Raw genomic sequence first — 25801 nt, forward strand, 5'->3', positions numbered from 1 at the left:
CCACGGAGGACATCCATGAACACCCTGACCCTGCGACGACGCGTCGCGAGCGTCGCGATCGCGGCAGTCGCCGCGGCATCGCTCACCGCCATCGGCGGATGGGCGCACGCCGAGCCCGCCGCCGCCGCGCCTCTGGGCGTGCAACGCGCCCAGTTCACCTCCGGCTCGAGCTACCTCGTCGTCGAGGTGCTGGACGACGACCTGGTGCACTTCGAGCTCGCCGGCGCCGGCACCGCGCCCGGCACGACGAATCCGCTGTTCACCACGCCACAGGTCGCGAAGACCGACTACGCGGGGCCGAATACCTACACCCGCAGTGGCGGGACGATCGAGACGGCGGGACTGCGGCTCGAGGTCGACACCTCGACGCTCTGCGTCACGTCGACGGATATCACGCGCACGCCCGACCTGGTGCTGCAGACGACGTGTCCGGTCGATCTCACCCAGGCCTGGAAGGGCCTGAACATCACCAAGTCGTCGATGGAGAACGCGTACGGCCTCGGCCAGCAGTTCTTCACCGGCGCGAGCGCCGACGGCGACTGGGTGGGGCGCGTCCGCTCCCCCGGCGGCACGTACGGCAACGCGATGGTCTACGACGCCGAGAACGGGCCCGTCGGCAACACGCAGATCCCGGTGCTGTTCGCGGTGGGCGACGACAACGCCAACTACGGACTGTTCGTCGACCAGCTCTACAAACAGGAATGGAACCTGACGGGCGACCCGTGGACCATGCGCACGTGGGGCGACCAGGTGCGCTGGTACCTCATGTCAGGGCCGGACCTGCCCGACCTGCGCCAGGACTACATGGAGCTGACCGGCACCCCGCCCGTGCCGCCCAAGAAGGCGTTCGGTCTGTGGGTGTCGGAGTTCGGGTACGACGACTGGTCCGAGTTGGACAGCACTCTCGCGGGGCTCCGGGCCGCGGACTTCCCCGTCGACGGGGCGATGCTCGACGTGCAGTGGTTCGGCGGGGTGACGGCCGACTCCGACGACACCCGCATGGGCACACTGGATTGGGACACGACGAAGTTCCCGAACCCCGCGGCCAAGATCGCCTCGCTCAAGGCCGACGGCGTCGGGATCATCCCGATCGAGGAGTCCTACGTGGGTAAGAACCTCCCCGAGCACGCCGACATGGCGGCGGACGGCTACCTCGTCCGGGCCGGATGCTCCACGTGCGCCCCGGCCTACCTCACCGGCAACCCGTGGTGGGGCAAGGGCGGCATGATCGACTGGACGCAGCCCGCGGCCGGCGCCGCGTGGCACGACGAGCAGCGCCAGCACCTCGTCGACGAAGGCGTCATGGGCCACTGGCTCGACCTCGGCGAACCCGAGATGTACGACGCGAACGACTGGACCGCAGGCGTCCTCCCCGGCAAGCACGCGCACGCCGACTACCACAACGCCTACAACCTGCTCTGGGCGCAGAGCATCGCCGGCGGGTACGAGCGCAACGATGAGACGGCCCGTCCGTTCCTGCTCTCGCGCGCGGCGGCCGGCGGCATCCAGCGCTTCGGTGCGGCGATGTGGTCGGCCGACATCGGCTCGACGATGAAGGCGCTCGCCTCGCAGCAGAACACGCAGATGCACATGTCGATGTCGGGCATCGATTACTACGGGTCGGATGTGGGCGGCTTCCGCCGCGAGATGCTCGACGCGGACGCCGACGAGCTGTACACGCAGTGGTTCGCCGACAGCGCCTGGTTCGACACGCCGTTGCGCCCGCACACCGAGAACCTCTGCAACTGCCTGGAGACGACCCCCGACGCGATCGGCGACGTCGCCAGCAACCGGGCCAACGTCGTGCGCCGCTACGAGAACGCCCCGTACACGTACTCACTCGCGCACCGCGCGAACCTCTACGGAGAACCCGTCGCGCCGCCGCTCGTGTACTACTACCAGAACGACGACAACGTCCGCGAGATGGGCCACCAGAAGATGCTCGGCCGCGATCTGATGGTCGCGATCGTGGCGGGCTCCGGTGAGCGCGAGCGCGACGTGTACCTTCCCGCGGGCGAATGGATCGACATCCATACGAACGAGCGGATCGTCAGCACCGGCCAATGGATCGCCGACGTGCCCCTCTGGCGCAACGGGGTCTTCACGCTGCCCGCCTACGCCCGTGCGGGCGCCATCATCCCGCAGGCGTTCGTCGACGCGGAGACGAAGGACATCACCGGTCTGCGCGCCGACGCCGTCGTCCACGACGAGCAGATCACCACGGTGTACGCGAGCGACACCGCGTCGACGTTCACACTGTACGAGGACGACGGCGCGAGCACCGCGTACGAGAGCGGCGCCGTGCGTACGACACCGATCAGCCAGTCGATGTCCGGAGGCGTCGCGACCGTCACGGTGGGTGCCGCATCGGGAACCTACGCGGGCGCGCCGTCGTCACGTCCGACGGTCGTCAAGCTCGTCACGGACGGCACGCAGGCCGCATCCGTCACGCTGGGCGGCAGCACGCTCACCGAGTACGCGAACAAAGCCGCGTTCGACGCCGCCAGCAGCGGCTGGTACAACGCGGGCGGCAGCACGGTGATCGCGAAGGCGGCGAGCAGCTCGGTCGCGTCGGACAAGACGTTCGCGTTCACGCTGGGCGAGGAAGCCGTGTGGGCGACGTTCGCGTGCGAGTTCGCGACGACGACCTTCGGCCAGTCGGTCTACGTGGTCGGCAACATCCCGCAGCTGGGCAACTGGTCGCCCGCGAGCGCGATCAAGCTCACCCCGAGCGCGTACCCCACCTGGACAGGCGTGATCGGCGACCTCCCGCCGTCGAGCGCGATCGAGTGGAAGTGCATCAAGCGTCAGGAAGCCGGCAATCCGAACACCGCGGATGCCTGGGAGCCCGGCGGCAACAACATCCTGAACACGCCACCGTACGGCTCGGCGGGTATCACGACCGGCGCGTTCTGACGCCCTCGCCCGTGAGGCTGCCGGGGGCGGCGGCCTCGCGGTTGGGGGACGTTGGGGGCTCCGGTCGGGATGCGCCCCACGGGCACTCCACGCCCCGCTGCGCGGGACGCGGAGCCTCGGCCCGCGGGGACCCCGCCTGAATAATCCGCTCGCGTCAGATGAGAAAAGGGCCCGCCTATGGCGGACCCTTCTCTCGTCTCCGGTCGGGATGACAGGATTTGAACCTGCGACCCCTTGACCCCCAGGTAGACGGTTCAGTCCGAATCGTTGATTTTCCGCGGTCCGCTGCGCCGCCCATTGCGTCATTTCGCCTCATGACTTGCATAGATTGCGTACATCAGGTCCCTGGCAGGTCCCGGCTCTTGGTACCCAGCCCGCGTCCTCGCACGACGTTCGTGCCGGCCAAAGGCAGCTTCGTAGTGCCAGCGAGGTTGTGGAAATCTCGAAGATCCCGGTGCGTCCTGTTCGTCGTGAAATGGCGTGAGTGGACAGCGCACCCAAATCGCAACACCGCGCCCGCAGGGGCCGTCTGTTGTAGCGGCTTCTGTGTCCCTCCGGCGAAGCCGATGCGATAGCCCAGCGGTTCATCGCATTCGCGGCGATGACGGTTGTTGCGGCGTGGCAGGCAACTACCGCGCACGCCGATGGGCGGTGCGCACAAAGCCGACGATCACCGCCCGCCAGCGCGCTCGGGCCGCCTGTGCGGGGGTCACCGACCTAGACAGCGCTCTCGGAAGAAGGGCTCTCCGACGCCAAGACCGATAGGTCCGCGCCCGGTCGCGAGCGTGACGCAGTAGCCTACAGGCACGCGAGATCTACTCAGCGTCCTATTACCCGCGACCAACACACCGGAAGGCGCCTGTGGAAGACGTACTTTGGGATCATCAACGAAGTGCGCTGACTGTTCTGCGTGAATACCTTTCTCAAACCGAAACTCGGGGAGCCGCTCTCGTATCGATGCCGACAGGGACTGGGAAATCGGCTGTGATTGCTTCGCTCCTCGCTGGCGTCGAATTCGGAGCATCGGGCAGAGACGCGCTCGTCCTCGCTCCCTGGTCCGGACTCAGTAAGCAGCTCCGCGAGGACATCGACTCTCGAGTGTGGGAACACCTAGGGGTTTCTAGGCCTGACGGACTCGCACCAGTCGTTCAGGTGCGCAGCGCGCGATCCTTCGTAGAGCATGTTAGAGAACCGCACGCTGCGACAATCTTCGTGACCACGATGGCAATGGCTCTCCAGATCTTCAAGGAGGTCGACAGTGATCCCGCGCAAATGAACGCGCTCTTCGCAGGGTTCACCGCGATCGTGGTCGACGAATGCCACTACGAACCGGCTCCGGGTTGGTCCGCCGCGGTTCGCGCAACCAACGCCCCAATCTGTCTGCTCACTGCAACTCCATTCCGGAACGACAACCGCCTGTTCATCCTTGATCCCGAGGCTCACTATCGATACAGCCACCGGGACGCGATCCGGGATCGTGTTCTTCGGGAGCCAGTCTTTCTCGTCCTGGATACTGTGAAATCAGTTTCAGCGTTCGTTGAGGCCGTACTCGACCGAGCCCAGGCGCTCTCCTCACACGAGCGTGTGATCGTCCGTTGCGGCAACAGTGCCGATGTGGAGGCGATTGCACGCGCCCTTCACAAGCGGGGGGAACGGGTACTGGGCGTACACGAGACATTCAAGTCCAACGGCCCGTCTGGAATCTTGCGCCGTTCTGTACCCTCTCCCAGTGATCGCCCTGACGTTCGCTATTGGGTCCACCAAAACAAGCTCATCGAGGGATTCGATGACCCATGTGTCAGCATGCTCGCAATCTACGAAGATTTTGGGAGCGATCGAGCGCGGGTCCAGCAGCTGGGACGGGCCATTCGCAACCCGGCTCGTCAGGAGACGAAGGCTCCCCTAGTCGTCTCTCACGATCCAGAAATGGAACGAGCCTGGCAACGTTATCGACGATTCGACAACGGAGACACGCCAAAGTCGATTGCCACCGACCCAGCGGGTGTCGAAGCGCTGCTCTCCGCACAGCCAGAATCGTTCTACTGGGATCGACTCTTCCGAGAGTCGGTGGACATGGGGTCTTCCGACAGCTGGAAGCAAATCAAATTCCGTCTCAACACCGTGATTCGTCAGACGCCATCACATATGGACCTTGACGTGTTCGTCGACCGTGTTGCCCGAGACATCATCAGCGACAATCGCCAGGTCCTCAGCATCGGGTCGCCCGACAGTTCCACCCGTGTACTGCTGCACCTAGGCGTCTGGAATTCTCCTGTCCTACGCGAGGCCGCCTTCGTTGAAATGGCACTCGGATACACCGTGGTGCATCAAAACGAGGAGCTGTTGTTTGTCTCTGATACGGGATCTCTTCCTGAAACGGTCAGAAGCGATACCTCACCGATCAGTGCGACTCAACTACACAGCCTTCTACCAGCCGGCACGCGCATCTCAGCGATCTCCCTGGCAAACAACGATTTGAGTGAGTGGAGCGTGCGCTCACGCTCGCTCCGTGCCCGGGATATCGAGTCGATCGCATCTGAGGTAGGCGATTCGACGTTTGGCTTCGCTACCGCGCAGGGAAGCTTCTCAAACGACGACGAGGACGTCGTGCGTTACGCCGGCGCCAAACACGCACGTGTCAGCGATTCGAGAAAGATGCGAGGGACCTACGCCGAGCTGCGACGCTGGTATGACGATCTCGCCGTCTCACTGAGATCCGGCGCAGCGCCAACCACCGCTATTGCTCGTTACAGCACGCCGATGAAATCACCCGACCGCCCGCTTGCCGCCCATGTACTTCTCGATATCGACGACAATCGATTCGAACCGCTTGAAGATGGACTACCCCCTTTGACGCTAGAACTAACCGGAGGGATCGTTGACGACGGCGTCTTTCAGGTCGAGATCAACGGCGAAACAATCGACGCGTCGATCCAATGGAACGAAGAAGCGCTTCGGTTCGTAGTAGCCTCGTCGAAGGAGATCCCCTATCGTTCAATGATCGATTCACGCCTCACCTTCTGGCAGTTCGTGAACCGGGAGCAAGCGATCCGAGTCGCCACCGCAGATGGGCTTGTCTATGCCAATCGAAACTTCTGGGCGTTGCAACGCACCGACTCGGATTCGGAGAACGGCCTGCTTTCAATCCTGGAACCGATCGCCGCCCTTGCCGCCGTCGCAGGCGAAAAGGGGAACCTGGATGCCGGAGGAAAGTGGAAGGATGATTCCGTATTCGGGCTAGTCGATAACACCCTACTCCCCGAGGAACTCAAGGACGACGCAACAGTGCTCTGCACTGATCTCGGAGCCGAGATCGCCGACTTCATCGGATTTACCCAACGTCGCGTGATCTTCGTCCATGCGAAAAGCAAGAAGGAGTCAAAGGCGACAAAGGTTTCCGCCGCCGCACTCCATGACGTGGTCTCGCAAGCAAACAAAAACCTCCGCTACCTCACCCTCGGCAACACCGATCACCCGAAAACGGACTACTGGACCAACGAATGGACGACCGGAGAGTTCGGACCGGCCGCGCGTTTGCGTCGGGGCGACGCGCAGCCTTCAGGGCTGGAGTACTGGAAGGCTATCGACGCCGTCATACAGTCTCACGCGGCCATGAGAGAGGTTTGGCTCGTGCTCGGCGCCTGCCTCTCTAAAAGGTCCTTGCAGGAAGAACTGGCGAAGCAGTCTCCTTCTCCATCCGCTCTCCAAGCACACGCGTTACTCACCTCAGCCTGGAGCTCTGCACAGCAGTGCGGAGTACGACTCCGCGTCTTCTGCTCCGACTAGCACGGCACATCGACGCAACAGCGACTCGGCTATCCCGGTCTGCGATGACATGACCTCAGACATGCCGGGGCCACATGGTTCGCGAACGCCGGCGTCCCGCTTCACATCGTCCGTGACATCCTCGGACACGCCTCGATCGAGACAACCATGAGCTACTTGCACACCGACACCACCGAACTCACGCTCGCCGCGGAACGGACGAACCAGCATCTCAGATGGAGCGGAGCGAGCCTCTACACCACTTGACTTTGATGCGTGGGGCAGGGAGTCTGCGGAGAGTGGGGCCTACCGGAGTTGCGCGTGGCCGACCGCGCGGGCTGACGGACATCGAATCGCCAGGCTTCATCAGGAAGTTCCGGTCGGGATGCGCCCCACGGGCACTCCACGCCCCGCTGCGCGGGACGCGGAGCCTCCGCCCGCGGGGACCCCGCCTGAATAATCCGCTCACGGGAAACGCAGAAGGGCCGGCCATTCGGCCGACCCTTCTGCGTCTCCGGTCGGGATGACAGGATTTGAACCTGCGACCCCTTGACCCCCAGTCAAGTGCGCTACCAAGCTGCGCCACATCCCGGAGCTGCCCGCGCGCGGGCAACTCAACCATCTTAGCCGGTCCGAGAGCGTGCCGCGAACGCGGCGGGTGGCGCAAGCGGTGGATGTGTGTCCACGGCCGGGAGTACGGTCGCGACATGAGCGAGATCCAGGTGCTTCCCGCGACGAGCGAACGCTTCGACGAGGTCGAGAACGCCCTCACCGGCGGCGGCGACGGCCGGGCGTGTCAATGCCAGTGGTGGATGATGCCGGGCAGCCGCTTCAGCGCGCTGAGCGTCGAGGAGAAGACCGACCTCCTGCGTGAGGAGACGGCCGCATCCGTCCCGCCGGGACTTGTCGCCACCGTCGACGGCGTCGGGGCGGGCTGGGTGCGCGTGGGGCCCCGCCCCGACCACGAGCGGCTCGCGCGCACGAAGCTCTACGGCAAGACCTCCCCCGAACCCTGGACCGACGCCCGCACCTGGGCGATCAGCTGCTTCTCCGTGCGCAAGGAGTTCCGCGGGCAGGGCCTCACCCGTCGCCTCCTCGACGCGGCCGTCGCCTTCGCGCGCGAGAACGGCGCCCGTCTCGTCGAGGCCTACCCGGTCGATACCGCGCAGACGAAGACGTCGTCGAACGAGCTCTTCCACGGTGCGCTGACGACCTTCCTCGACGCCGGATTCGTCGAGACCGCGCGCCCCCGCGCCGACCGGCCGATCGTCGCGCTCGACCTCGGCTGAGCCCGCATCCGCCAGGATGGAGGGATGACGGATGCGGCATCCCCCGTTCGGGTCGACTCGTGGCTCTGGGCCGTCCGCGTCTACAAGACGCGATCCGCCGCCACGACGGCCTGCCGTGCCGGCCACGTCCGCATCGGCGGCGACCGCGCCAAGGCCGCGCAGCTCGTTCGCCCCGGCGACGAGGTGCGCGTGCGGATCGCCGGCTTCGATCGCATCCTCGTCGTGCGTCAGACCATCGTGAAGCGCGTCAGCGCACCTCTCGCTGCCCTCGCCGCGGAGGACAAGACTCCCCCGCCGCCGCCACGCGAGCTGACCGCGTTCGTCCCGGTCCGAGACCGCGGCGCGGGGCGTCCGACCAAGCGCGAACGGCGCGATATCGACCGCCTCCGAGGGCGTTCCGCCGACGACTGACCACGCCCCGGCGATGTCGGAGGTGGGTGCCAGACTTCAGGCATGAAGGATGCAGCGGCGATGAGCCCCGAGGACGCCGAAGCGGCGATGCTCGAGGGCCTGCTCGCCGGTGTCGAGAAGACCCGCGCATCCATCGCCGCGCTCGAAGCACTCGAGCTCAACCTGCTCGCGACCGCCCGCCAGATCGCCGCCGACCGCACCTCCCGCCTGTCCGATCCGTCGGCCCGGGCGCACGAGATGCCGCTGCGCGACATCGCCGCGGAGTTCGCCACCGCCCTGCACGCGAACGACCGCGGCATGCAGAACGAGCTGCACGACGCCGCCGACATCGCCCGCCGGCTGCCGCGCTCCCTCGCCGCCTTGGCCGAGGGCCGCATCTCGCGCCGCCACCTGCGCGCGATCCACGAGGCGTCCGCCGGGCTCGACGGACCCGAACTCACGGCCTACGACGAGGATGCCGCCGCGGCCGCCTCCGAGATGTCCGTCAACCGTCTGCGCCCGATCCTCCGCCGGCTGGCCGAGCAGGCGCAGCAGCGTCCGCTCACCGAGCGCCACCGCGAGGCACGTACGCAGCGCGGCGTCTTCGTGCGCGACCTTCCCGACGGCATGGCCGAGCTCACGGCCGTCCTTCCCGTCATCGAAGCTCACGGCGCACACGACCGGCTCACGCGGATGGCGCACCTCGTGCGCGACGCCCACGATCCCGAGACCGATCCGCGCACGATCGACCAGCTGCGCGCCGACATCCTCAGCGATCTCCTGCTCACCTCGACCGCCGCCGACACCGCCGACGCCCCGCACGCGGGTATCGACGCCGTGCACGCGCACGTGCGCATCACGATCCCCGCCACCACGCTGCTCGGCGCGACGGATGCGGGCGCGGAACTGATCGGCGTCAGCCCCGTCGACGCCGAGACCGCCCGCCGCCTCGCCGGGGGCTCCGTCGCGTGGACGCGCGTGCTGACCCATCCGCACACCGGCAACGTCGTGGGCGTCGACCGCTACCGGCCCAGCGAAGACCAGCGGCGCCTGCTGCGGGTGCGCGACGAGCGCTGCCGCTTCCCCGGATGCCGCATGCCCACCCACCGCTGCGACATCGACCACACGGTCGACTGGGCCCACGGCGGCACCACGCACGTCGACAACCTCGCGCACCTCTGCCGCCGACATCACTCGCTCAAACACGCCACACCGTGGCGCGTCAGGCTCGGACCCGACGGCGTGCTCGAGTGGACCAGCCCGCGGGGCCGACAGCACCACGACTCCCCCGCATCCCGCGTGGTCTTCACGGATGCGGCCGACCCGCCGTTCTAGCGAAGGTCGCCCTCGGGTCACCCTGACGACGAAGCCACGTTCAGCCCGCCACGAGCCGGAGACCGCAGGACGCTGCTCCACGTCGCGCGCCCACGGATGCGGAGAGCGTGTCGCGGCGTGCGATCAGGCCTTCCCGTTCTTGCCGTTGAGCTCATCGAGCAGCGCTTCGAGCGAAGCGAACTCGACCGCATCGTCACCGTCGTCGTCATCATCGTCATCATCCGCGTCATCGTCGACGTACAGTTCGTCGAGCCGGAAGTCGGCGTCGAGCTGCGCGCGGATGAAGACCACGGGCGATTCGCGAGGCACGGGGAACGACACGAGGTACGCGTCCGGATCGACCGCCACCCACTCGATCACGAGGTCCTCGCGGCCCACCCCACGCCCGGCGACCTGCCCGAATCCCTCCTCGATCTCCTCGAGGATCTCGTCGAGCAGACGCTCCCACTGCGCGGCGCTCATGGTGAGGAAAGCCTCCGCCGCGGCGATGAGCGAGGCAGGGTCGACGGACTCGGCGCCCACCTCGTCGTCGAGAGGATCGAACTCCGGCTCGGGGTCGAGATTGATCGACACGTCGTACCCGGCGGCGGTAAGGCGCGCGGGTCCGCGGACGACGCCCTCCTCCTCGACGGGATCGGCAAGCAGGCCCGCGGCACGAACCGCGCGCAACAGAGCAGAGGGCTGATCGTTCATGAGGTCCGTTCGATCCGGGGTCGATACGCCTCGATCATCCCGCACGCCCGCGCCAGCTGCGTGAGGTGGTGGCTCCACCCCTCCTCGTGCTCATCCGCGAGCGTCGGCGGCACACCAGCGCGGCGAAAGCCCGTCTCGGTGATCGTCACGGAGGTCGCCGCGCCATGAGGTTCCAGACGGAACGTCACCTCGAGCGGCGCCGCCCATCCGTCCTCTCGCCAGCGGAATGCAAGAACCCCGGGCTCCTCGCAGCGCGTGACGACCCCGTGAGCCTGCCGCTGCCGCCCCGCCTCGATCCAGGTCTCGACCAGCGGCGCGCCGATCACGGCGTCGAAGCGCAGATCCGGCCACCACGTCACCCGATCGACGGTGAGTGCGCGCCAGACGACGTCCGGTGTGGCCGCGACGTCGTGCGCGACGGAGACGGAATCCCGCGAAGCACTCACCGGCGCTCAGTCCTCGAGAAGGTCCAGCAGCCAGCGCGTACCGCGGACGGAGGCGCCGACCGCCTCGCAGCGCGCCGCAAGCTCGCGATCGCTCGAAACGACGGTGACCCGAGCGCCCCACTCCGCCTCCTCGCGCGCCGTCCAGACGATCGCGTCGTCGCCCGCGGCCTCGGCGCGGATCACCAGCACGTCGGGAGTCCGGTAGGAGGCGGCGTAGAGAACCTCGGCGCCCGGCGCGGCTTCGCGGGCCTTCCCCTCCAGCACGACCTTGATCTCCGGGTACCAGCGGTCCTCCGCCAATCCCAGGGCATCGCCGGGGATGCCGCGCACGGCCAGGCCGCGAAGCCGCTCGACGAGCCGCTCAGCCGCGCCCGCGCGATCCTTCCACCAGCCGTCCGGCACCGAGCCGATGACGTTCGCCGCATCCACCACGATCTTCGGCCGCACGGCCAGCAGCTCGCGCAGCCGCGGCCAGGATGCGGCGAAGCCGGGATGCAGCGGATAGTCGTCGACGTCCGCGACCGGCACCCACGACAGCTCCACGCTCTCGGGGTCGCTGATGACCGGATCGAAGGCGTCCACGACATCCGCGACGACCGTCGCGTACGACCAGTAGCCCAGGTCGAACACGCTCATGAGCCGCGGTCGTACCGCGCCCTCGGGAACGCCCGCCTCCTCTGTCGCCTCACGCAGGGCACCGTCGAGAGCCGACTCGCCCTCGTGGCGCGCACCGCCGGGCAGCGCCCACGTGCCGCCGTGGTGACTCCAGGACACCCGGTGCTGCAGCAGCACGCCGCGCACCGGGTCGACCGCGAGCAGCCCCGCGGCCCCGAAGCGGCCCCAGTAACGCTCCCCCGTCGGAGCGACGACCCAAGCATCCCCCGGATCCCGCGGTCCCAGCGGCCGGCGCGGCTCTCCGGGGGCGGGGGGTTCGATCGTCACGCTGACAGCCTCGCACACCGCGAGGATGCCGACGCGCCCGTCGACACAATCGGGAAACCCGCAGGGCCTCTTACACCCGCTCCGGGCTCGCGCCCGGGACCGACGCGCGCGACTGTGAGCACCCACAACGCCCGCGGCACGGACATCCGGCGAGAGCTGTTATTCCACAACATATGGGTTCGACACCGCATCGCGCCCCTACATACAGTGGTCACACCACCGCAGATCACCTTCACCCCACGGCTAGAAGGAGCCTGCATGTCCACGTCCACCACCGCCCGCTCGATCCCCGTCGCCCCCACGATCGACGAGTACCTCTCCCGCGGAGACTGGCGCGTCAACGCCAACGCCAACCAGGGATACTCCCTCGGCGGCATGATGCTCAACACATCGGGCAAGGTCATCGCGAACTACTGGCTCGACCAGGTCTACGCACCGGAGGCGGGCGCCGCGCACCGCGACGGCGACCTCCACATCCACGACCTCGACATGTTCGCCGGATACTGCGCCGGCTGGTCGCTGCGCACCCTGCTCGAGCAGGGCTTCAACGGCGTCCCCGGCAAGGTCTCCTCCGCCGCGCCCCGCCACCTCTCGAGCGCTCTCGGGCAGATGGTGAACTTCCTCGGGACACTCCAGAACGAGTGGGCGGGCGCCCAGGCGTTCAGTTCGTTCGACACGTACCTCGCCCCCTTCGTCCGCCTCGACGCCCTCGACTCCGGCGCCGTCCGGCAGGCGATCGAGGAGTTCGTCTTCAACCTCAACGTCCCCTCCCGCTGGGGCACGCAGACCCCCTTCACCAACCTCACCCTCGACTGGACGTGCCCGGACGACCTCGCCGACCAGCGCCCGATGATCGGCGGCCGGGTGTGCGACTTCACGTACGGAGACCTCGCGCCCGAGATGGCGATGATCAATCGGGCCTTCATCGACGTCATGACCGCCGGCGACGCCGATGGACGGGCATTCACCTTCCCCATCCCGACCTACAACATCACGAAGGACTTCGACTGGGACGACCCCGCCGTCGACGCCCTGTTCGCGATGACCGCCAAGTACGGGCTGCCCTACTTCCAGAACTTCGTGAACTCCGACCTCGACCCGCACATGATCCGGTCGATGTGCTGCCGACTCCAGCTCGATCTCACTCAGCTGCTCGCCCGCGGGAACGGCCTGTTCGGATCGGCGGAGCAGACCGGATCCCTCGGCGTCGTCACCGTGAACTGCGCACGCATCGGCTACCTGCACCCGGGCGACGAGGCGGGTCTCATCGCCCGACTCGACGAGCTGCTCGAGATCGCCCGCGACAGCCTCGAGGCCAAGCGCGTCGTGATCCAGCGCCACATCGACGGCGGCCTCTTCCCCTACACGAAGCGCTACCTCGGAACGCTCGACAACCACTTCTCCACGATCGGCGTCAACGGGCTCAACGAGCTCGTGCGCAACTTCACCGGCGACACGGACGACATCACCTCGGATGCGGGACACGCCCTCGTCGCCCGCATCCTGGATCACATCCGCGACCGGATGGTGGAGTTCCAGGAGGCGACCGGCACGATGTACAACCTCGAGGCGACACCCGCCGAGGGCGCGACGTACCGCTTCGCGAAGAGCGACATCGCCCGCTACGAGGGCATCCGCCACGCAGGCACCGACGACAACCCGTACTACACGAACTCGTCGCAACTGCCGGTCGGCTACACCGACGATGCGTTCGAGGCCCTTCTGCTGCAGGAGGATCTGCAGCAGAAGTACACGGGCGGCACGGTGCTGCACCTCTACATGGGCGAAGCCGTCTCCTCCGCCGCGGCCTGCCGCACGCTCGTGCGTCGTGCGCTCGAGAAGTTCCGCCTGCCCTACATCACCATCACGCCCACCTTCTCGATCTGCCCGCGCCACGGCTATCGATCGGGCGAGCACACCGTGTGCCCCGAGTGCGGCGCCGACTGCGAGGTGTGGACGCGGGTCATGGGCTACTTCCGCCCGGTGTCGTCGTTCAACGTGGGCAAGAAGGGCGAGGCCGCCGAGCGCGTCGCGTTCGCCGAGTCGCGCTCCCTCGCCGCCGCGGCGGTGTGAGGTGATCCCCGCCGCGATCGATCCCGCCACCCTGCGCATCGCCGGTCTCACGCGTCTGTCCACGGTCGACTGGCCCGACAGGCTCGTCGCGACCGTCTTCCTGCAGGGGTGCCCGTGGGACTGCTTCTACTGCCACAATCCGGCGCTGCGTGCTCCCCGCGCGCCCGCGGCGATGAGCTGGCAGACGCTGCGGTCGTTCCTGAAGAAGCGGCGGGGTCTGCTCGACGGCGTCGTGTTCTCGGGCGGTGAGCCCACGATGCAGCCCGCGCTGCCGGCAGCGATCGCGGCGGTGCGCCAGCTCGGGTTCGCCGTCGGACTGCACACGGCGGGGATCTACCCGGCGGCGCTCGCCCGCATCCTGCCCTACGTCGACTGGGTGGGGCTGGACATCAAGACAAGCAAGCGGCTCTACGAGAGGGTCACCGGCTACTCGAACAGCGCCGAGCGCTCCTGGGGCTCGCTGTCGGTCGTGCTGGCCGAGTCGGCGGCGCGCGCGGTCACGAACCGCCCGCTCGACTACGAGGTGCGCACGACGGTGCACCCCGAGGCGGCGGATGCGGCCGAGCTCGCCGTGCTCGGGCACCGGCTCGCCGACGCCGGCGTCACCTGCTGGGCACTGCAGCGCTTCCGCAGCGAAGGCACCCGCATCCCCCTGCCCCGCGTCGGCGAGGCCTCCTACGAGGTCTCGCTCGACACGGTGCCGGGTGAGCGGTTCGCGCGGTTCTCCGTGCGATGAGACGGTGCGCTGAGCTCAGCGCTGGCGGCGCTCGCGCACCCGCATGTTGATGACGATGGGCGTGCCCTCGAAGCCGTACAGCTCACGCAGGCGACGCTGGATGAACCGGCGGTAACCGGGGTCCAGGAAGCCGGTCGTGAACAGGACGAAGGTCGGCGGACGCGTGCCCGCCTGCGTGCCGAACAGGATGCGGGGCTGCTTGCCGCCGCGCACGGGGTGCGGGTGCTCGGCGACGAGCTCGGAGAGGAAGGCGTTGAACTTGCCCGTCGAGATGCGCTGATCCCACGACTCGAGGGCCGTCTCCAGCGCCGGGACGAGCTTCTCGAGGTGGCGACCGGTGCGCGCGGAGATGTTGACGCGCGGCGCCCACGCGACGTGCGCGAGGTCCTGCTCGATCTCGCGCTCGAGGTACCGGCGACGGTCGATGTTCGCCATGTCGTCGTCGTTCAGGCGGTCCCACTTGTTGAAGGCGAGCACGAGCGCACGGCCCGACTCGAGCACCATGTCGATGATGCGCACGTCCTGCTCGCTCAGCGGCTCGGACACGTCCAGCACGACGACGGCGACCTCGGCCTTTTCGAGCGCCGCGGAGGTGCGCAGCGATGCGTAGAAGTCCGCGCCCTGCTGCAGGTGCACGCGGCGGCGGATGCCGGCGGTGTCGACCAGCCGCCAGAGCTTGCCGCCGAGCTCGACGATCTCGTCGACCGGGTCGCGGGTGGTCCCGGCGAGCTCGTTGACGACGACGCGCTCCTCGCCGGCCGCCTTGTTCAGCAGCGACGACTTGCCCACGTTCGGGCGCCCGAGGATCGCGACGCGGCGCGGGCCGCCGATCTCGTGCTTGGCGACGGCGGAGACGTCCGGCAGCACCTTCACGAGCTCGTCGAGCAGGTCCGCGACACCGCGGCCGTGGATCGCGGAGACCGGATGCGGTTCGCCGAGGCCCAGGTTCCACAGCGCCGCCGCCTCGGGCTCCTGGCGCGCGTCGTCGATCTTGTTGGCGACGAGCATGACGGGCTTGCCGCTGCGGCGCAGGAGCTTCACGACGTGCTCGTCGGTCGAGGTGGCGCCCACCATCGCGTCGACCACGAAGAGCACGACGTCGGCGAGGTCGATCGCGACCTCGGCCTGGGCGGCGACCGAGCGGTCGATGCCCTTGGCGTCGGGCTCCCAACCCCCGGTGTCGACGAGTGAGAAGCGGCGCTCGAGCCACTCCGCCTTGTAGGTCACACGGTCGCGTGTGACGCCGGGGGTGTCTTCGACGACGGCCTCGCGGCGTCCGAGGATGCGGTTCACGAGCGCGGACTTGCCGACGTTCGGGCGACCGACGATCGCGACTACCGGCAGCGCCGGCAGGTATTCGATCCCGTCCCCGGAGCCGACGAGCCCCGCGAGCACCTCGGCGTCGTCGTCGTCGAGGTCGTAGTCCTCGAGCGATGCCCGCAGCGCGATCGCGCGCTGCTCGGCGAGCGTGTCATCGATCCCGGCGAGGGTCTCCTCGAGCTGATCTGGTCCGGCTTCGTACTCGTCCTCAGCGCGCATCGCGCACCTCCTGCATTTTCTCTGCGACCGCGAGAACGGCCGCCACTGTCTCATCGAAGTCGAGGTGCGTGGAATCCACGACCTCGACCCCTTCGGCCGCCGACATGAAGTCGACGACGGTGGAATCTGATGCGTCACGGCGCCGCAGCGAATCGGCGACGGCCGCCGCATCCTGTCCGCTCACCTCGGCGCTGCGCCGGGCGGCGCGCACCTCGGGGGCCGCCGTGAGCAGGATGCGCACGGGCGCATCGGGAGCCACGACCGTGGTGATGTCGCGACCCTCGACGACGACGCCGGGGCGCCCCGACTCGGCGACGAGGGAACGGAAACGCGCGTTCACGGTGTGGCGCACGACAGGGACACGGGCGACGCCGCTGACCGCCTCGGTCACGCGGGTCTCGCGGATCGCCTCCGTGACGTCCGTGTCTCCCACCCGCACCCAGTAGTCGTCCGGGTCCAGCGAGATGCTGCCGTCGAAGTCGCCCATCGCCTCGAGCACCGCGGTGGCGTCGGAGGTGTCGACAGCGCGGTCGAGCGCGTGCCACGCGAGCGAGCGGTACACCGCTCCGGTGTCGAGGTAGCCGTAGCCGAGGCGTCGGGCGACCTCTTTCGACACCGAGGACTTGCCGCTGCCGGCGGGACCGTCGACGGCGACGATCGTGACGTCGGAATCACTCATTGGCACTGCTCGCAATCCTCCACCCGCGCGCCTCGAGCCCCGCCACGGCGGGTGCGGCGATCGCGGGAACGACACTGATCTCTGCCAGTCCGAACTGGGCGCCGGGCGAATGCTCCAGGCGCAGGTCCTCGACGTTCACCCCGAGCTCGCCGAGCTCGCCGAACAGGCGACCGAGCTGGCCCGGAGTGTCGTCCACCATGACGACGATGGTCTCGAAGCGACGGTTCTGGCCGTGCTTGCCGGGCAGTCGCTCGACGCCCTGGTTGCCGCGCAGGATCGTGTCGGCGACGCCGCGACGCGCGCCCGGCGCATCCGGCTCCCGCAGCGCGTCGGCGACGGCGGCGAGGTCCTCGGCGAAAGCGTCGAGCACATCGACGACCGGAGCGGCGTTGGCGCCGAGGATCTGCACCCAGAGCTCGGGTGCGGATGCGGCGAGCCGGGTCGTGTCGCGAACGCCCTGCCCCGCGAGGCGGAGGGCGTCCTCGGGCGCTGCCGTGAGCCGCGCGGCGAGCAGGCTCGACACGAGCTGCGGCACGTGCGAGACGAGCGCCACCGAACGGTCGTGCTCCTCGGGCGCCATCTCGATCGGCGTGGCGCCCAGATCGAGCGCGAGTCCCTCCACCAGCGCCAGATCGGCGGCCGTGGTCTCCTCGTCGCGGCAGACCACCCACGGCCGCCCGATGAACAGGTCGGCGCGCGCCGCGATGGCGCCGCCGCGTTCGCGGCCCGCCATGGGATGCGAGCCGATGTAGCGCGTGAGGTCCACACCGCGCGCGCGGAGCGCGCGCAGCGGCTGCCCCTTGACGCTGGCGACATCTGTCACGACGGCGTCCGGGTAGGCGGCGAGCTCGCGCTCGACGACGTCGGCGATCACGTCCGGCGGCACCGCGACGACGATGAGGCGGGGGGCGTCGCCGGGGGTCGCGGCGCGGCCGGCGCCGTAATCGATCGCGAGCCGGAGCTGGGCGGGTGAGGTGTCATCGAGCACGACGTCGACGTCCAGGGCACGCAGAGCATGACCGATGCTGGCGCCGAGCAGGCCTGCACCGACGACACGGACGGTGCCCGAGGTGCGCGCGGCGACCCGCGCGGGCGCGCTGGTGCCGTTCGACTCGCTCACTGGTTCTCCTGCTCTCCGGGCGGGTCGGACACCTGGTCACGGCGCGCGAGCGTGAGAAGCGCACCCCGCTCGATCTTAGTCAACTCCCGCATCCGTCCCGCCGGGAGTGTTCCCAGGTGAAGGGGTCCGAATTGCCGGCGCACGAGTTCCAGCACGGGATGCCCCACCGAGGCCATCATGCGGCGCACGATGCGGTTGCGCCCGGAGTGCAGCGTGAGCTCCACGAGGCTGTTCGTGCCGGACGCATCGAGCAGGCGCGCCTTGTCGGCCCGGATGAAGCCGTCCTCCAGCTCGAAGCCGCGCGTGAGGGCCGCGATCGTCTGCGCCGACACCCGCCCGTCGACCTTCGCGATGTAGACCTTCGTGACGCCGAAAGACGGGTGGGCCAGCACGTGGGCGAGTTCGCCGTCGTTGGTCAGCAGGAGCAGACCCGATGTGTCGGCGTCGAGGCGACCGACGTTGTAGAGGCGCTCCTCGAAGTCACGGGTGAACTCACGCAGGTCGCGACGCCCTCTGTCGTCCCCCATCGAGCTCACGACACCGGTGGGCTTGTTGAGCATCACGTACCGCTTGGACTGGTCGAACTCGACCGCGACGCCGTCGACGTCGACGAGATCGGTCTCGGGATCGATCCGGCTGCCGAGTTCGGTCACGACGGTGCCGTTCACGCGCACCCGGCCCTCGACGATGTACTGCTCCGCCACGCGGCGGGAGGCGACGCCCGCGTTCGCGAGCGCCTTCTGCAGGCGGACGCCCTCGGTGTCGGTCATCGTGCGATCTCCTCGAAGCCGGTGCTGCCGTCATCGAGCAGCGGTGAGATGTGGGGAAGCTCGTCGATCGTGTTGATGCCGAGCTTCTCGAGCAGCGCGTCGGTCGTGCCGTACAGGATGGCGCCGGTCTCCCCGTCGTGTCCGACCTCGGTGATGAGGCCCCGGCCCACGAGCGTGCGCACGACCGAGTCGACGTTGACGGCGCGGATCGACGCGACCTGGCCGCGGGTGACGGGCTGCTTGTACGCGATGACCGCGAGGGTCTCGAGGGCCGCCTGCGACAGGCGGGCGGGCTGCTGGGTGCCCAGGAACTCGGTGATGACGCGGTCGTACTCCTCGCGCACGTAGAGCCGCCATCCACCTCCCACCTCGCGCAGCTCGAAGCCGCGGCGCGGGCCGCCGTCCTCGCCGTCGTAGTCCGCGACGAGGGCCGCGATCGCCTTGCGCACCGCCGGGACGGGCGCACTGACGGCGGCCGCGAGCGCCACGACGCTGTGCGGCTCGTCCAGGATCAGCAGGACGGCCTCGAGACGGCGCGCGACAGAGCCCACATCCTGCGGCCAGGCGGTGGTCTCCGATTCCTCGGTACGGATGTCATCGGTCATAGTCGGCTCCCAGAGTGGCGAGGTTCTCCTCGGACCAGCGTTCCGCGCTCCAGCGCAGGGTCAGCTCGCCGAGGGGCTCCAGCTGCTCGAACGACAGCGCCGCGTGGCGGTACAGCTCGAGGATGGAGAGGAATCGTGCGACCACGATGCCGGAGGCGTCCACTCCGGCGATCAGTTCGCGAAAGGTCAGCGTGCCCCGCTGACGCAGCAGGGTCACGACGATCGCGGCCTGCTCGCGGATGCTGACCAGCGGTGCGTGCAGGTGATCGAGCCCGACCGTCGGGATCTCCTTCGGTGCCATCGCCAGCATGGCGAGCGCGGCGAAATCCTCGGTGCTGAGCGTCCAGACGAGCTCCGGCGCGGCCTGACGGTACCGCTCGTCGATGCGGACGCTGCGCGCGTGCCGCCTCTCCTCGCGCTCCAGCGAGCGCGCGAACCAGGCGGAGACCTCCTTGAAGGCGCGGTACTGCAGCAGCCGCGCGAACAGCAGGTCGCGCGCTTCGAGCAGAGCCACCGCCTCCGCGTCCACGAGCTCGCCCTGCGGGAGCAGCCCCGCCACCTTCATGTCGAGCAGGGTGGCGGCGACGACGAGGAACTCCGACGCCTCGTCGAGCTCCGCATCCGGCCCGAGCTGGCGCAGGTACGCGATGAACTCATCGGTGACGACGCTGAGCGCCACATCCGTGATGTCGAGCTCGTGCTGCGAGATGAGCGTCAGCAGCAGGTCGAACGGGCCGTCGAAGACGCCCAGCGATACCCGGAATCCGTCGGTGGCCGCGTCCTGCGGCTCAGGCGACGGCGCCACGGGCGACCAGCTCCCGCGCGAGACGCAGGTAGGCCTGCGCCGCGGCGTGTTCGGGAGCGAACTCGGTGATGGGCATCCCCGACACCGATGCGTCGGGGAACTTCACGGTGCGCCCGATCACGGTCTCCAGCACATCGTCGCCGAACGCCTCGACCACGCGTTCGAGCACTTCGCGCGAGTGCAGCGTGCGCGGGTCGTACATCGTGGCGAGCACCCCGTCGAGGGTGATCGAGGGGTTCAACCGGTCGCGCACCTTGTCGATGGTCTCGATCAGCAGGGCGACGCCGCGCAGGGCGAAGAACTCGCACTCGAGCGGGATCAGCACGCCGTGGCTCGCCGTCAGGGCGTTGACCGTGAGCAGCCCCAACGAGGGCTGGCAGTCGATGAGGATGACGTCGTACTCCGCCGCCACGTGGCGGAGCACGCGGGCGAGGATCGTCTCACGCGCCACCTCGTTGACCAGGTGCACCTCGGCGGCGGAGAGGTCGATGTTCGCCGGGAGCACGTCGAGGCCGTCGACGGAGGTCTTGACGATGACCTCGCGCGGGTCGCGCTTCGTGTCCAGCAGCAGGTCGTAGATCGTGGGCACATCGTGCGTGGTGATGCCCAGGCCCGCGGACAGCGCGCCCTGCGGATCGAAGTCGACCGCCAGCACCTTGCGGCCGTAGTGCGCGAGGGATGCGGCCAGGTTGATGGTCGTGGTCGTCTTGCCGACCCCGCCCTTCTGATTGCAGAGGGCGATGATGCGCGCGGGGCCATGGGCGGCGAGAGCCGGCGGTGTCGCGAACCCCTGATAGGGGCGACCGGTCGGGCCGAGGGGCACATCGCCCTTCGTGCCTTTACCCGCCTGCTTCACTGCGCGCTCCGCCACCGTACTCCCGCTCTGCTTGGTCGTTCGATCGATTCTAGCGACGGCAGGCGGCGGGTTCGGGGAGGGCGCACCGAGCCCCCTCCCCGAACCGCGCTCACACGGTGCGCCGGCGACGTGCGGCCGCGGCCAGCACGACGGCACCCGCGAGGAGTGCCAGGACGCCGCCGCCGAGCCACACGCCGGAGATCTCCGCGCCGGAGGCGGCCAGCAGGTGGTCGCCCTCCTCGGTCACCTCGGGCGCCGGGGCGACCGGGTCGACGATGGGCGCGACACCGTTGACGGCGGACGTGTCGTTCGCCAGCGCCGCGGTGACGCTGGCCATCGCGCCGAGCATGATGCCGAGCGCCTCGGTGTTGATGTTCGACATGTCATCGGCCGGCGTGTGATAGTTCGGGTCCATGATGATGCCTTCGGTGCCGCCGAACAGGGCGACCTGCTCCGCGGTCTTGACGTCGTCGGCCCCCGTGAACAGTCCGGATGCGGGGATGCCCGCCAGGATGAACGCGTTGTAATCGCTGCGGGCGTCGAAGGCGGTGTCGATCCAAGGCTGTCCGATCGCATCGAAGTAGCTCGTGAACGCCGCCTCCGTCGCGATCGACCCCTCGGGGACCTCCACCGGAGCTTCGTACGTGGACTGGTCGGCGTCGTACACGGCGATCACGTAGTTCGGAGAGGCGACCATGTCGAAGTTGAGATACGTCGCGATGGCATCGGCGTCGGCGTCCGACAGCTCGTCCACGTAGTGGGCCGATCCCAGCAGCCCGATCTCCTCGGCGCCCCACCAGGCGAAGCGGACCTTGTTCTCCAGCTCGCCGGATGCGGCCAGCTGGAGGGCGACCTCCAGGATCGCCGCCGAGCCCGAGCCGTTGTCGTTGATGCCGGGGCCGTCCTCGACGGAGTCCAGGTGCGCGCCGAGCATGACGACGTTGTCGTCGCGGCCGGTGGGCGTGTCGGCGATGATGTTGAACGTCTCGACCGAGTCGATGTGCTGCTGCAGATCGAGATCCGCGAGGACCGGTCCGTCGGCGAGCGCGGCGAGGAGATCCTGACCCTCGCTCTGCAGGATGCCGACGGTCGGTGCGAGGTCGGGCGTCTGAGCTCCGAGGGTGCCCTGGAGGGGCCCCGCCTCGTTGTTGTAGATGATCACGGCCTCCGCGCCGGCGGCGGCAGCCGCCGCCGACTTCTCCGCGAAGGAACAGCTGCCGCGCGAGACGAGAGCGATCGCGCCGGCGGCATCGGTGCCCGCCCAGTCGTCCGCGGTGCATCCCAGCGGCGCGGTCGGGGCGATGAGCGGCAGGTCTGTGAGCCCGCCCGCGGGCGTGCCCGGCGTGAACTCCATCGGGATGCCGAAGGGATCGGCGGGACTGTAGCCGTCGACCGTCAACGTGTAGGCGTCGATCGTCTGCAGGTCCGCGTCGAAGTACTGGCGCTCGGGCGTGTACCCGGCGGCCGTGAGCGCCTGCTCGATGTACGCCGCGCTGGCTTCGTAGCCGCTGGTACCCGCCGCCCGGTTGCCGCCGTTCGCGTCGGCGATGTCCTGCAGCTGCTGCAGGTGGCCGACGACGGCGTCCACCGTCACCCGCTCCTCCAGCTCGGCGGGGTCGACGGCAGCGGCCGGCGCGATGCCGGCGGTCACCGCCAGAGCCGCGCCGATTCCGATTCCGATTCCCATACGGGTGGCTCGTGGCCGTGATGTCGTCACCTGGTGTCCTCTCGCGTTTCCCCGGTGCGCCCGACGCTAGTCGGATTCAGCGGCGATCGCTTAGACAATTCACAGGTTCGTAACGCGACGGGCGAAGTGCTCGGCGCCACGAAGCCGGCTCAGAACAGCGAGCCCAGGACGTCCAGTCTGAGCTGGGCGATGACGGCGATCAGCGCGACGTCGAGGATGGCGACCAGCGGCGCCCAGCTCGCGAGCCACCGACCGACCGGCCGCATCCGGCTGCCCCACAGCCCCGCACGCGCACTCCAGCCGAGCGTGACCCAGAACAGCGGGATGGTGACGAGCCACACGACCATGCACCAAGGGCAGAGCGAGCCGTACTCGAAGATGCTCCGGTAGGCCAGGAAGTGCACGAACACGAAGGCGGCGGCGATGAAGGACAGGTAGGTGCGCCAGTACCAGCTTCTGAGGCCCGTCGCCCCGGCGAGCGCCGTCACACCGGCGTAGATCGGGCCGAGGAAGAGCACCACGCCGATGAGCGAGTTGCTGAAGCCGAGAAGGTTGCCGCCGGGTGAGAGCAGATTGGGCCCGCACGTCACGATCACGCTCAGCTGGCACGACACGAGGGGGTCGATGCCCCGCAGCTGGCCGATGTACTCCAGGTACAGCAGGAACGAGACCGCCCAGCCGAGGAGGCCGGCGACGATCCAGAAGACGGCGAGCGCGCGTGACGGGGGCGCGGTGGGAACGCTCATGCGCTCAGTGTGCGCGCGAGGAGTCCGACTCGCGGGGCGCTGCGGCCGTGACTAATGCGCCCGGCTCACCGCATCCCCTGGAGCTGGTCGACCGACACGACGCCGGGGTGCAGGGCGCCGTCGGCGATGAGGGTGGGAACCGTCGCCGTGCGGATCTCCTCCTCCACGATGCGCTTGCCGTCTGCGACGATCTCGTGCACCCGATCGGATGCGGCGAGCCGCGCGATGTCCTGGATGGCGGAGACGTCGTAGCCGGCCTCCGCGAGCCACTCCTGCAGCTGGGTCTCGGCCTGCTCCGGTGAGGCCTGCTCGTTGAACCACGTCTGCCAGGCGACGCCGTCGGCGCGTTCCCCCGTGAAGATGTGCTCGAGGATCCGCCAGTCCGTCGCTCCCTTCGCGGGGACATCGGCCTGCTCCGTGAGGCGGATGGCGGTGAGGTAGTCGGTGATCAGGGGCGAGTTCGTGAACTTCGGGGCGGCATCCGGTCCGATCGGGTACGGGATGTAGGCGAGGTTCTGTGCGTCGGCGAAGCGCGCACTCTCGATGTTGCGGAAGAGCTCGGCGCAGAAGCGGCAGCCCGGGTCGATCACTTCGACCGCCACCGGCAGCTCGTCACGGTACCCGCCGGCGTAACTCGCCGCCTCGGGGAGGTACTCGCGCGCATCCCAGTCCTTCAGCCGGCTCGGGAGCGCGTCGAAGGTCTTGCCGAGCGAGCGGAACTCCGCGGCGAACGCGCCGATGACATCTCCCTTGCCCAGGGCGGAACCGAAGTCGTCCGCACCGGCATCGATGCTGCACGCCCCCGCGGACAGGCTGCAGGCCTGGGTGTCCTGCGGGTTGCAGGTGCCGTAGACGAAGAGGTTGAGCCCGCTCTTGCCGACGATGTACAGGCTCACGACGAGCGAGAGCACCATGATCCAGGCGGCCACTTCGATCGCGATGCTCGCCGGCTTCACGAGCCTCGGAGCCCGCACCGCGAGGGGCGCGAGCATGCTGTTCTTCACGTCCTCGCGGAACGATGTGTCGCAGGGGCGGAACGTCACGCGCCGGGTGACGCATCGCCACGCTGTGCCGAGCAGGCGCCGGTACTTCGCGGAGACGGCCGCCAGGACGAGCAGCACGAGGAATGCGGCGATGCACAGCATTCAGAGCCCCCTCAGCATCCGGCCGAGCACGTCGAGACACCGCGCGACGTCCTGCTCGGTGTTGTGCGCGCCGAGGCTCAACCGCAGCAGCGGCTCGACCCGTTCGCGTTCGCGCAGCCAGTAGTGGGCGCAGAAGTACCCGCTGCGCGCGGAGATCCCCGCCTTCGAGAGGAAGACCGCGAGTCGGTTGCTGTCGACGCGGTGGGCGCGAAACGGCACGAGCGCACCGTCGGCGTCACCGAAGACCGACAGGTTCGGGATCTCACCCAGCCCCTCGCGCAGCGCACGCGTGAGGCGTCGCTCACGCTGCTCCACGGACTCCCCGGTGGTGCGCGGGTACGCCTCGCGCCACCGCAGCGCCGCGCCGAAGGAGAGGATCTCGCCCCACGCCTGCAAGCCCGGCTCGAGGCGGGTGTGCGGCTCGTCGAGCAGCACGAAGTCGTCCGCGGAGACCTCCGCCACCTGACCGCCGCCGACGAATCCGACCTCGAGCGACATCAGAAGCTCATGCGTCGCGACGACGACGCCCAGGGACGGCCCGTAGGCCTTGTGGGCCGAGAAGCAGATCGCATCGGCCGCGAGAGACCGCAGGACCTCGGGTGCGTGGGCCATCGCCTGCGCGGCGTCGACGACGACCGTGCCGCCCAGGCGGTGGGCGTCGGCCACGAGCCCCGGCAGATCGGCGGTGACGGCGCCGTCGACGTTGTTCTGGGCAGAGACGACCACGAGGGCGTCAGTGAGGTCGGCATCGCGGTAGATCAGACCACCGAGGGCATCGCGCTCCAGCACGACACGATCGATCCCGCGAGCGCGGGCGAAGGCGATGGTGCTGAGGAAGACCGCGTTGTGCTCGGTGACCGTCGTCACGACGCGACGGAATCGGCGGGCCGGTATCTGCGTCAGGAGGAGATTCAGGCCGTACGTGGTGTTCAGCGTGAAGGAGACCGCATGCGTGCGGGAGGCGAGTCCGAGTGCGCGCAGCACCGCGGCGCGCGTGTCGGCGACGCCCGCATCCACCTGGCGCGCGCTCTCGTAGGAGGCGCGGCCGCCGCACGCGTTTCGGGCGCGGAAGTACTCGTCGAGCGCCTCGATGACGGGCTCGGGGCGCATCGACTGGCAGGCCGCATCCAGGTACACGGTGTCGGCGGGCAGGTAGGCGAACCCCGGACGTTCCGCGGCTCCCTCCCCCGTCGTGGTGCGGCGTAGTCTCCTCACCCCTCCGATGATCCGCGGGCGCACGGGCTGCCGCCCCCGGCGGAGCCGT

Annotated in this window: 21 protein-coding genes, 1 tRNA gene and 1 pseudogene; 8 read left to right on the forward strand and 15 right to left on the reverse strand. The window is 68.7% G+C overall.

Translation table 11 applies throughout. The features are described from left to right. Positions 1–15: 15 nt before the first annotated feature. The 3 genes and pseudogenes from LXM64_RS10405 to LXM64_RS10415 form a co-directional block, all read left to right on the forward strand. Entirely contained in the window at positions 16–2916 is a 2901-nt protein-coding gene (locus LXM64_RS10405; protein ID WP_234073153.1) for a TIM-barrel domain-containing protein, read from the forward strand. Positions 2917–3777: 861 nt separating this feature from the next. Next, positions 3778–6702 (forward strand): DEAD/DEAH box helicase, encoded by a 2925-nt coding sequence (locus tag LXM64_RS10410; RefSeq protein ID WP_234073154.1) that lies wholly within the window; start codon positions 3778–3780, stop codon positions 6700–6702. 60 nt (positions 6703–6762) lie between these two features. Beyond that, positions 6763–6948 (forward strand): annotated as a pseudogene (locus LXM64_RS10415) (tyrosine-type recombinase/integrase); the annotation flags it as partial. 251 nt (positions 6949–7199) lie between these two features. Here the strand turns inward: LXM64_RS10415 and LXM64_RS10420 are convergent. Continuing rightward, positions 7200–7273 (reverse strand) — tRNA-Pro (locus LXM64_RS10420). 115 nt (positions 7274–7388) lie between these two features. On the opposite strand from LXM64_RS10420, the gene LXM64_RS10425 reads away from it, so the two are divergent. The 3 genes from LXM64_RS10425 to LXM64_RS10435 are packed head-to-tail and all read left to right on the forward strand — an operon-like array spanning position 7389 to position 9695. Then, positions 7389–7970, forward strand: a complete 582-nt coding sequence (locus tag LXM64_RS10425; protein WP_234073155.1) for a GNAT family N-acetyltransferase — start codon at positions 7389–7391, stop codon at positions 7968–7970. 24 nt (positions 7971–7994) lie between these two features. Beyond that, positions 7995–8381, forward strand: coding sequence for an RNA-binding S4 domain-containing protein (locus LXM64_RS10430; protein ID WP_234073156.1), 387 nt, complete (start codon positions 7995–7997; stop codon positions 8379–8381). Between the two features lie 42 nt (positions 8382–8423). Beyond that, positions 8424–9695, forward strand: a complete 1272-nt coding sequence (locus LXM64_RS10435) for an HNH endonuclease signature motif containing protein (protein ID WP_234073157.1) — start codon at positions 8424–8426, stop codon at positions 9693–9695. A gap of 123 nt (positions 9696–9818) precedes the next feature. Here LXM64_RS10435 and LXM64_RS10440 read toward each other — a convergent pair whose 3' ends face one another. The 3 genes from LXM64_RS10440 to LXM64_RS10450 are packed head-to-tail and all read right to left on the reverse strand — an operon-like array spanning position 9819 to position 11776. After that, positions 9819–10388, reverse strand: a complete 570-nt coding sequence (locus LXM64_RS10440) for a hypothetical protein (protein ID WP_234073158.1) — start codon at positions 10386–10388, stop codon at positions 9819–9821. Then, a complete protein-coding gene (locus LXM64_RS10445) occupies positions 10385–10834 on the reverse strand; it encodes an SRPBCC family protein (protein ID WP_234073159.1) in 450 nt (149 codons plus the stop codon). The genes LXM64_RS10440 and LXM64_RS10445 overlap by 4 nt, the downstream gene beginning before the upstream one ends. A gap of 6 nt (positions 10835–10840) precedes the next feature. Further along, on the reverse strand, positions 10841–11776 hold the full coding sequence (locus LXM64_RS10450; RefSeq protein WP_234073160.1) for an NUDIX domain-containing protein: 936 nt from the start codon (positions 11774–11776) through the stop codon (positions 10841–10843). A 258-nt stretch (positions 11777–12034) separates the two neighbouring features. Between LXM64_RS10450 and LXM64_RS10455 the strand changes: the two genes are divergently transcribed. Both LXM64_RS10455 and LXM64_RS10460 read left to right on the forward strand, forming a co-directional pair. Continuing rightward, a complete protein-coding gene (locus LXM64_RS10455) occupies positions 12035–13849 on the forward strand; it encodes a ribonucleoside triphosphate reductase (protein WP_234073161.1) in 1815 nt (604 codons plus the stop codon). A 1-nt stretch (position 13850) separates the two neighbouring features. Then, positions 13851–14585, forward strand: a complete 735-nt coding sequence (locus LXM64_RS10460; RefSeq protein WP_234073162.1) for an anaerobic ribonucleoside-triphosphate reductase activating protein — start codon at positions 13851–13853, stop codon at positions 14583–14585. A gap of 15 nt (positions 14586–14600) precedes the next feature. On the opposite strand, the gene der is transcribed toward LXM64_RS10460, so the two are convergent. From der to LXM64_RS10515, 11 genes are all read right to left on the reverse strand, one after another. Beyond that, entirely contained in the window at positions 14601–16124 is a 1524-nt protein-coding gene (gene der, locus LXM64_RS10465) for a ribosome biogenesis GTPase Der (protein WP_137416650.1), read from the reverse strand. Then, positions 16114–16803, reverse strand: a complete 690-nt coding sequence (gene cmk, locus LXM64_RS10470) for a (d)CMP kinase (RefSeq protein ID WP_234073163.1) — start codon at positions 16801–16803, stop codon at positions 16114–16116. The genes der and cmk overlap by 11 nt, the downstream gene beginning before the upstream one ends. Next, positions 16796–17923: a prephenate dehydrogenase gene (locus tag LXM64_RS10475; RefSeq protein WP_234073164.1), complete on the reverse strand. Its 1128-nt coding sequence runs from the start codon at positions 17921–17923 to the stop codon at positions 16796–16798. The genes cmk and LXM64_RS10475 overlap by 8 nt, the downstream gene beginning before the upstream one ends. Further along, positions 17920–18693: a pseudouridine synthase gene (locus tag LXM64_RS10480; RefSeq protein WP_234073165.1), complete on the reverse strand. Its 774-nt coding sequence runs from the start codon at positions 18691–18693 to the stop codon at positions 17920–17922. Before LXM64_RS10480 ends, LXM64_RS10475 begins: the two co-directional genes overlap by 4 nt. Continuing rightward, on the reverse strand, positions 18690–19298 hold the full coding sequence (scpB, locus tag LXM64_RS10485) for an SMC-Scp complex subunit ScpB (RefSeq protein WP_234073166.1): 609 nt from the start codon (positions 19296–19298) through the stop codon (positions 18690–18692). Before scpB ends, LXM64_RS10480 begins: the two co-directional genes overlap by 4 nt. After that, on the reverse strand, positions 19288–20103 hold the full coding sequence (locus LXM64_RS10490) for a segregation and condensation protein A (protein ID WP_137416645.1): 816 nt from the start codon (positions 20101–20103) through the stop codon (positions 19288–19290). The genes scpB and LXM64_RS10490 overlap by 11 nt, the downstream gene beginning before the upstream one ends. Continuing rightward, a complete protein-coding gene (locus tag LXM64_RS10495) occupies positions 20087–20974 on the reverse strand; it encodes a ParA family protein (protein WP_192900681.1) in 888 nt (295 codons plus the stop codon). The genes LXM64_RS10490 and LXM64_RS10495 overlap by 17 nt, the downstream gene beginning before the upstream one ends. 94 nt (positions 20975–21068) lie before the next feature. Continuing rightward, entirely contained in the window at positions 21069–22646 is a 1578-nt protein-coding gene (locus LXM64_RS10500) for a M20/M25/M40 family metallo-hydrolase (protein WP_234073167.1), read from the reverse strand. 149 nt (positions 22647–22795) lie between these two features. Continuing rightward, positions 22796–23392: a vitamin K epoxide reductase family protein gene (locus tag LXM64_RS10505; protein ID WP_234073168.1), complete on the reverse strand. Its 597-nt coding sequence runs from the start codon at positions 23390–23392 to the stop codon at positions 22796–22798. A 65-nt stretch (positions 23393–23457) separates the two neighbouring features. Beyond that, entirely contained in the window at positions 23458–24537 is a 1080-nt protein-coding gene (locus tag LXM64_RS10510) for a DsbA family protein (RefSeq protein WP_234073169.1), read from the reverse strand. Continuing rightward, complete coding sequence (locus LXM64_RS10515) at positions 24538–25752, reverse strand: aminotransferase class V-fold PLP-dependent enzyme (protein ID WP_234073170.1); 1215 nt, start codon at positions 25750–25752, stop codon at positions 24538–24540. It abuts the gene before it with no gap. Positions 25753–25801: the final 49 nt, after the last annotated feature.

This window comes from Microbacterium binotii, assembly GCF_021398715.1.
In the GTDB taxonomy this organism is placed as follows: domain Bacteria; phylum Actinomycetota; class Actinomycetes; order Actinomycetales; family Microbacteriaceae; genus Microbacterium; species Microbacterium binotii_A.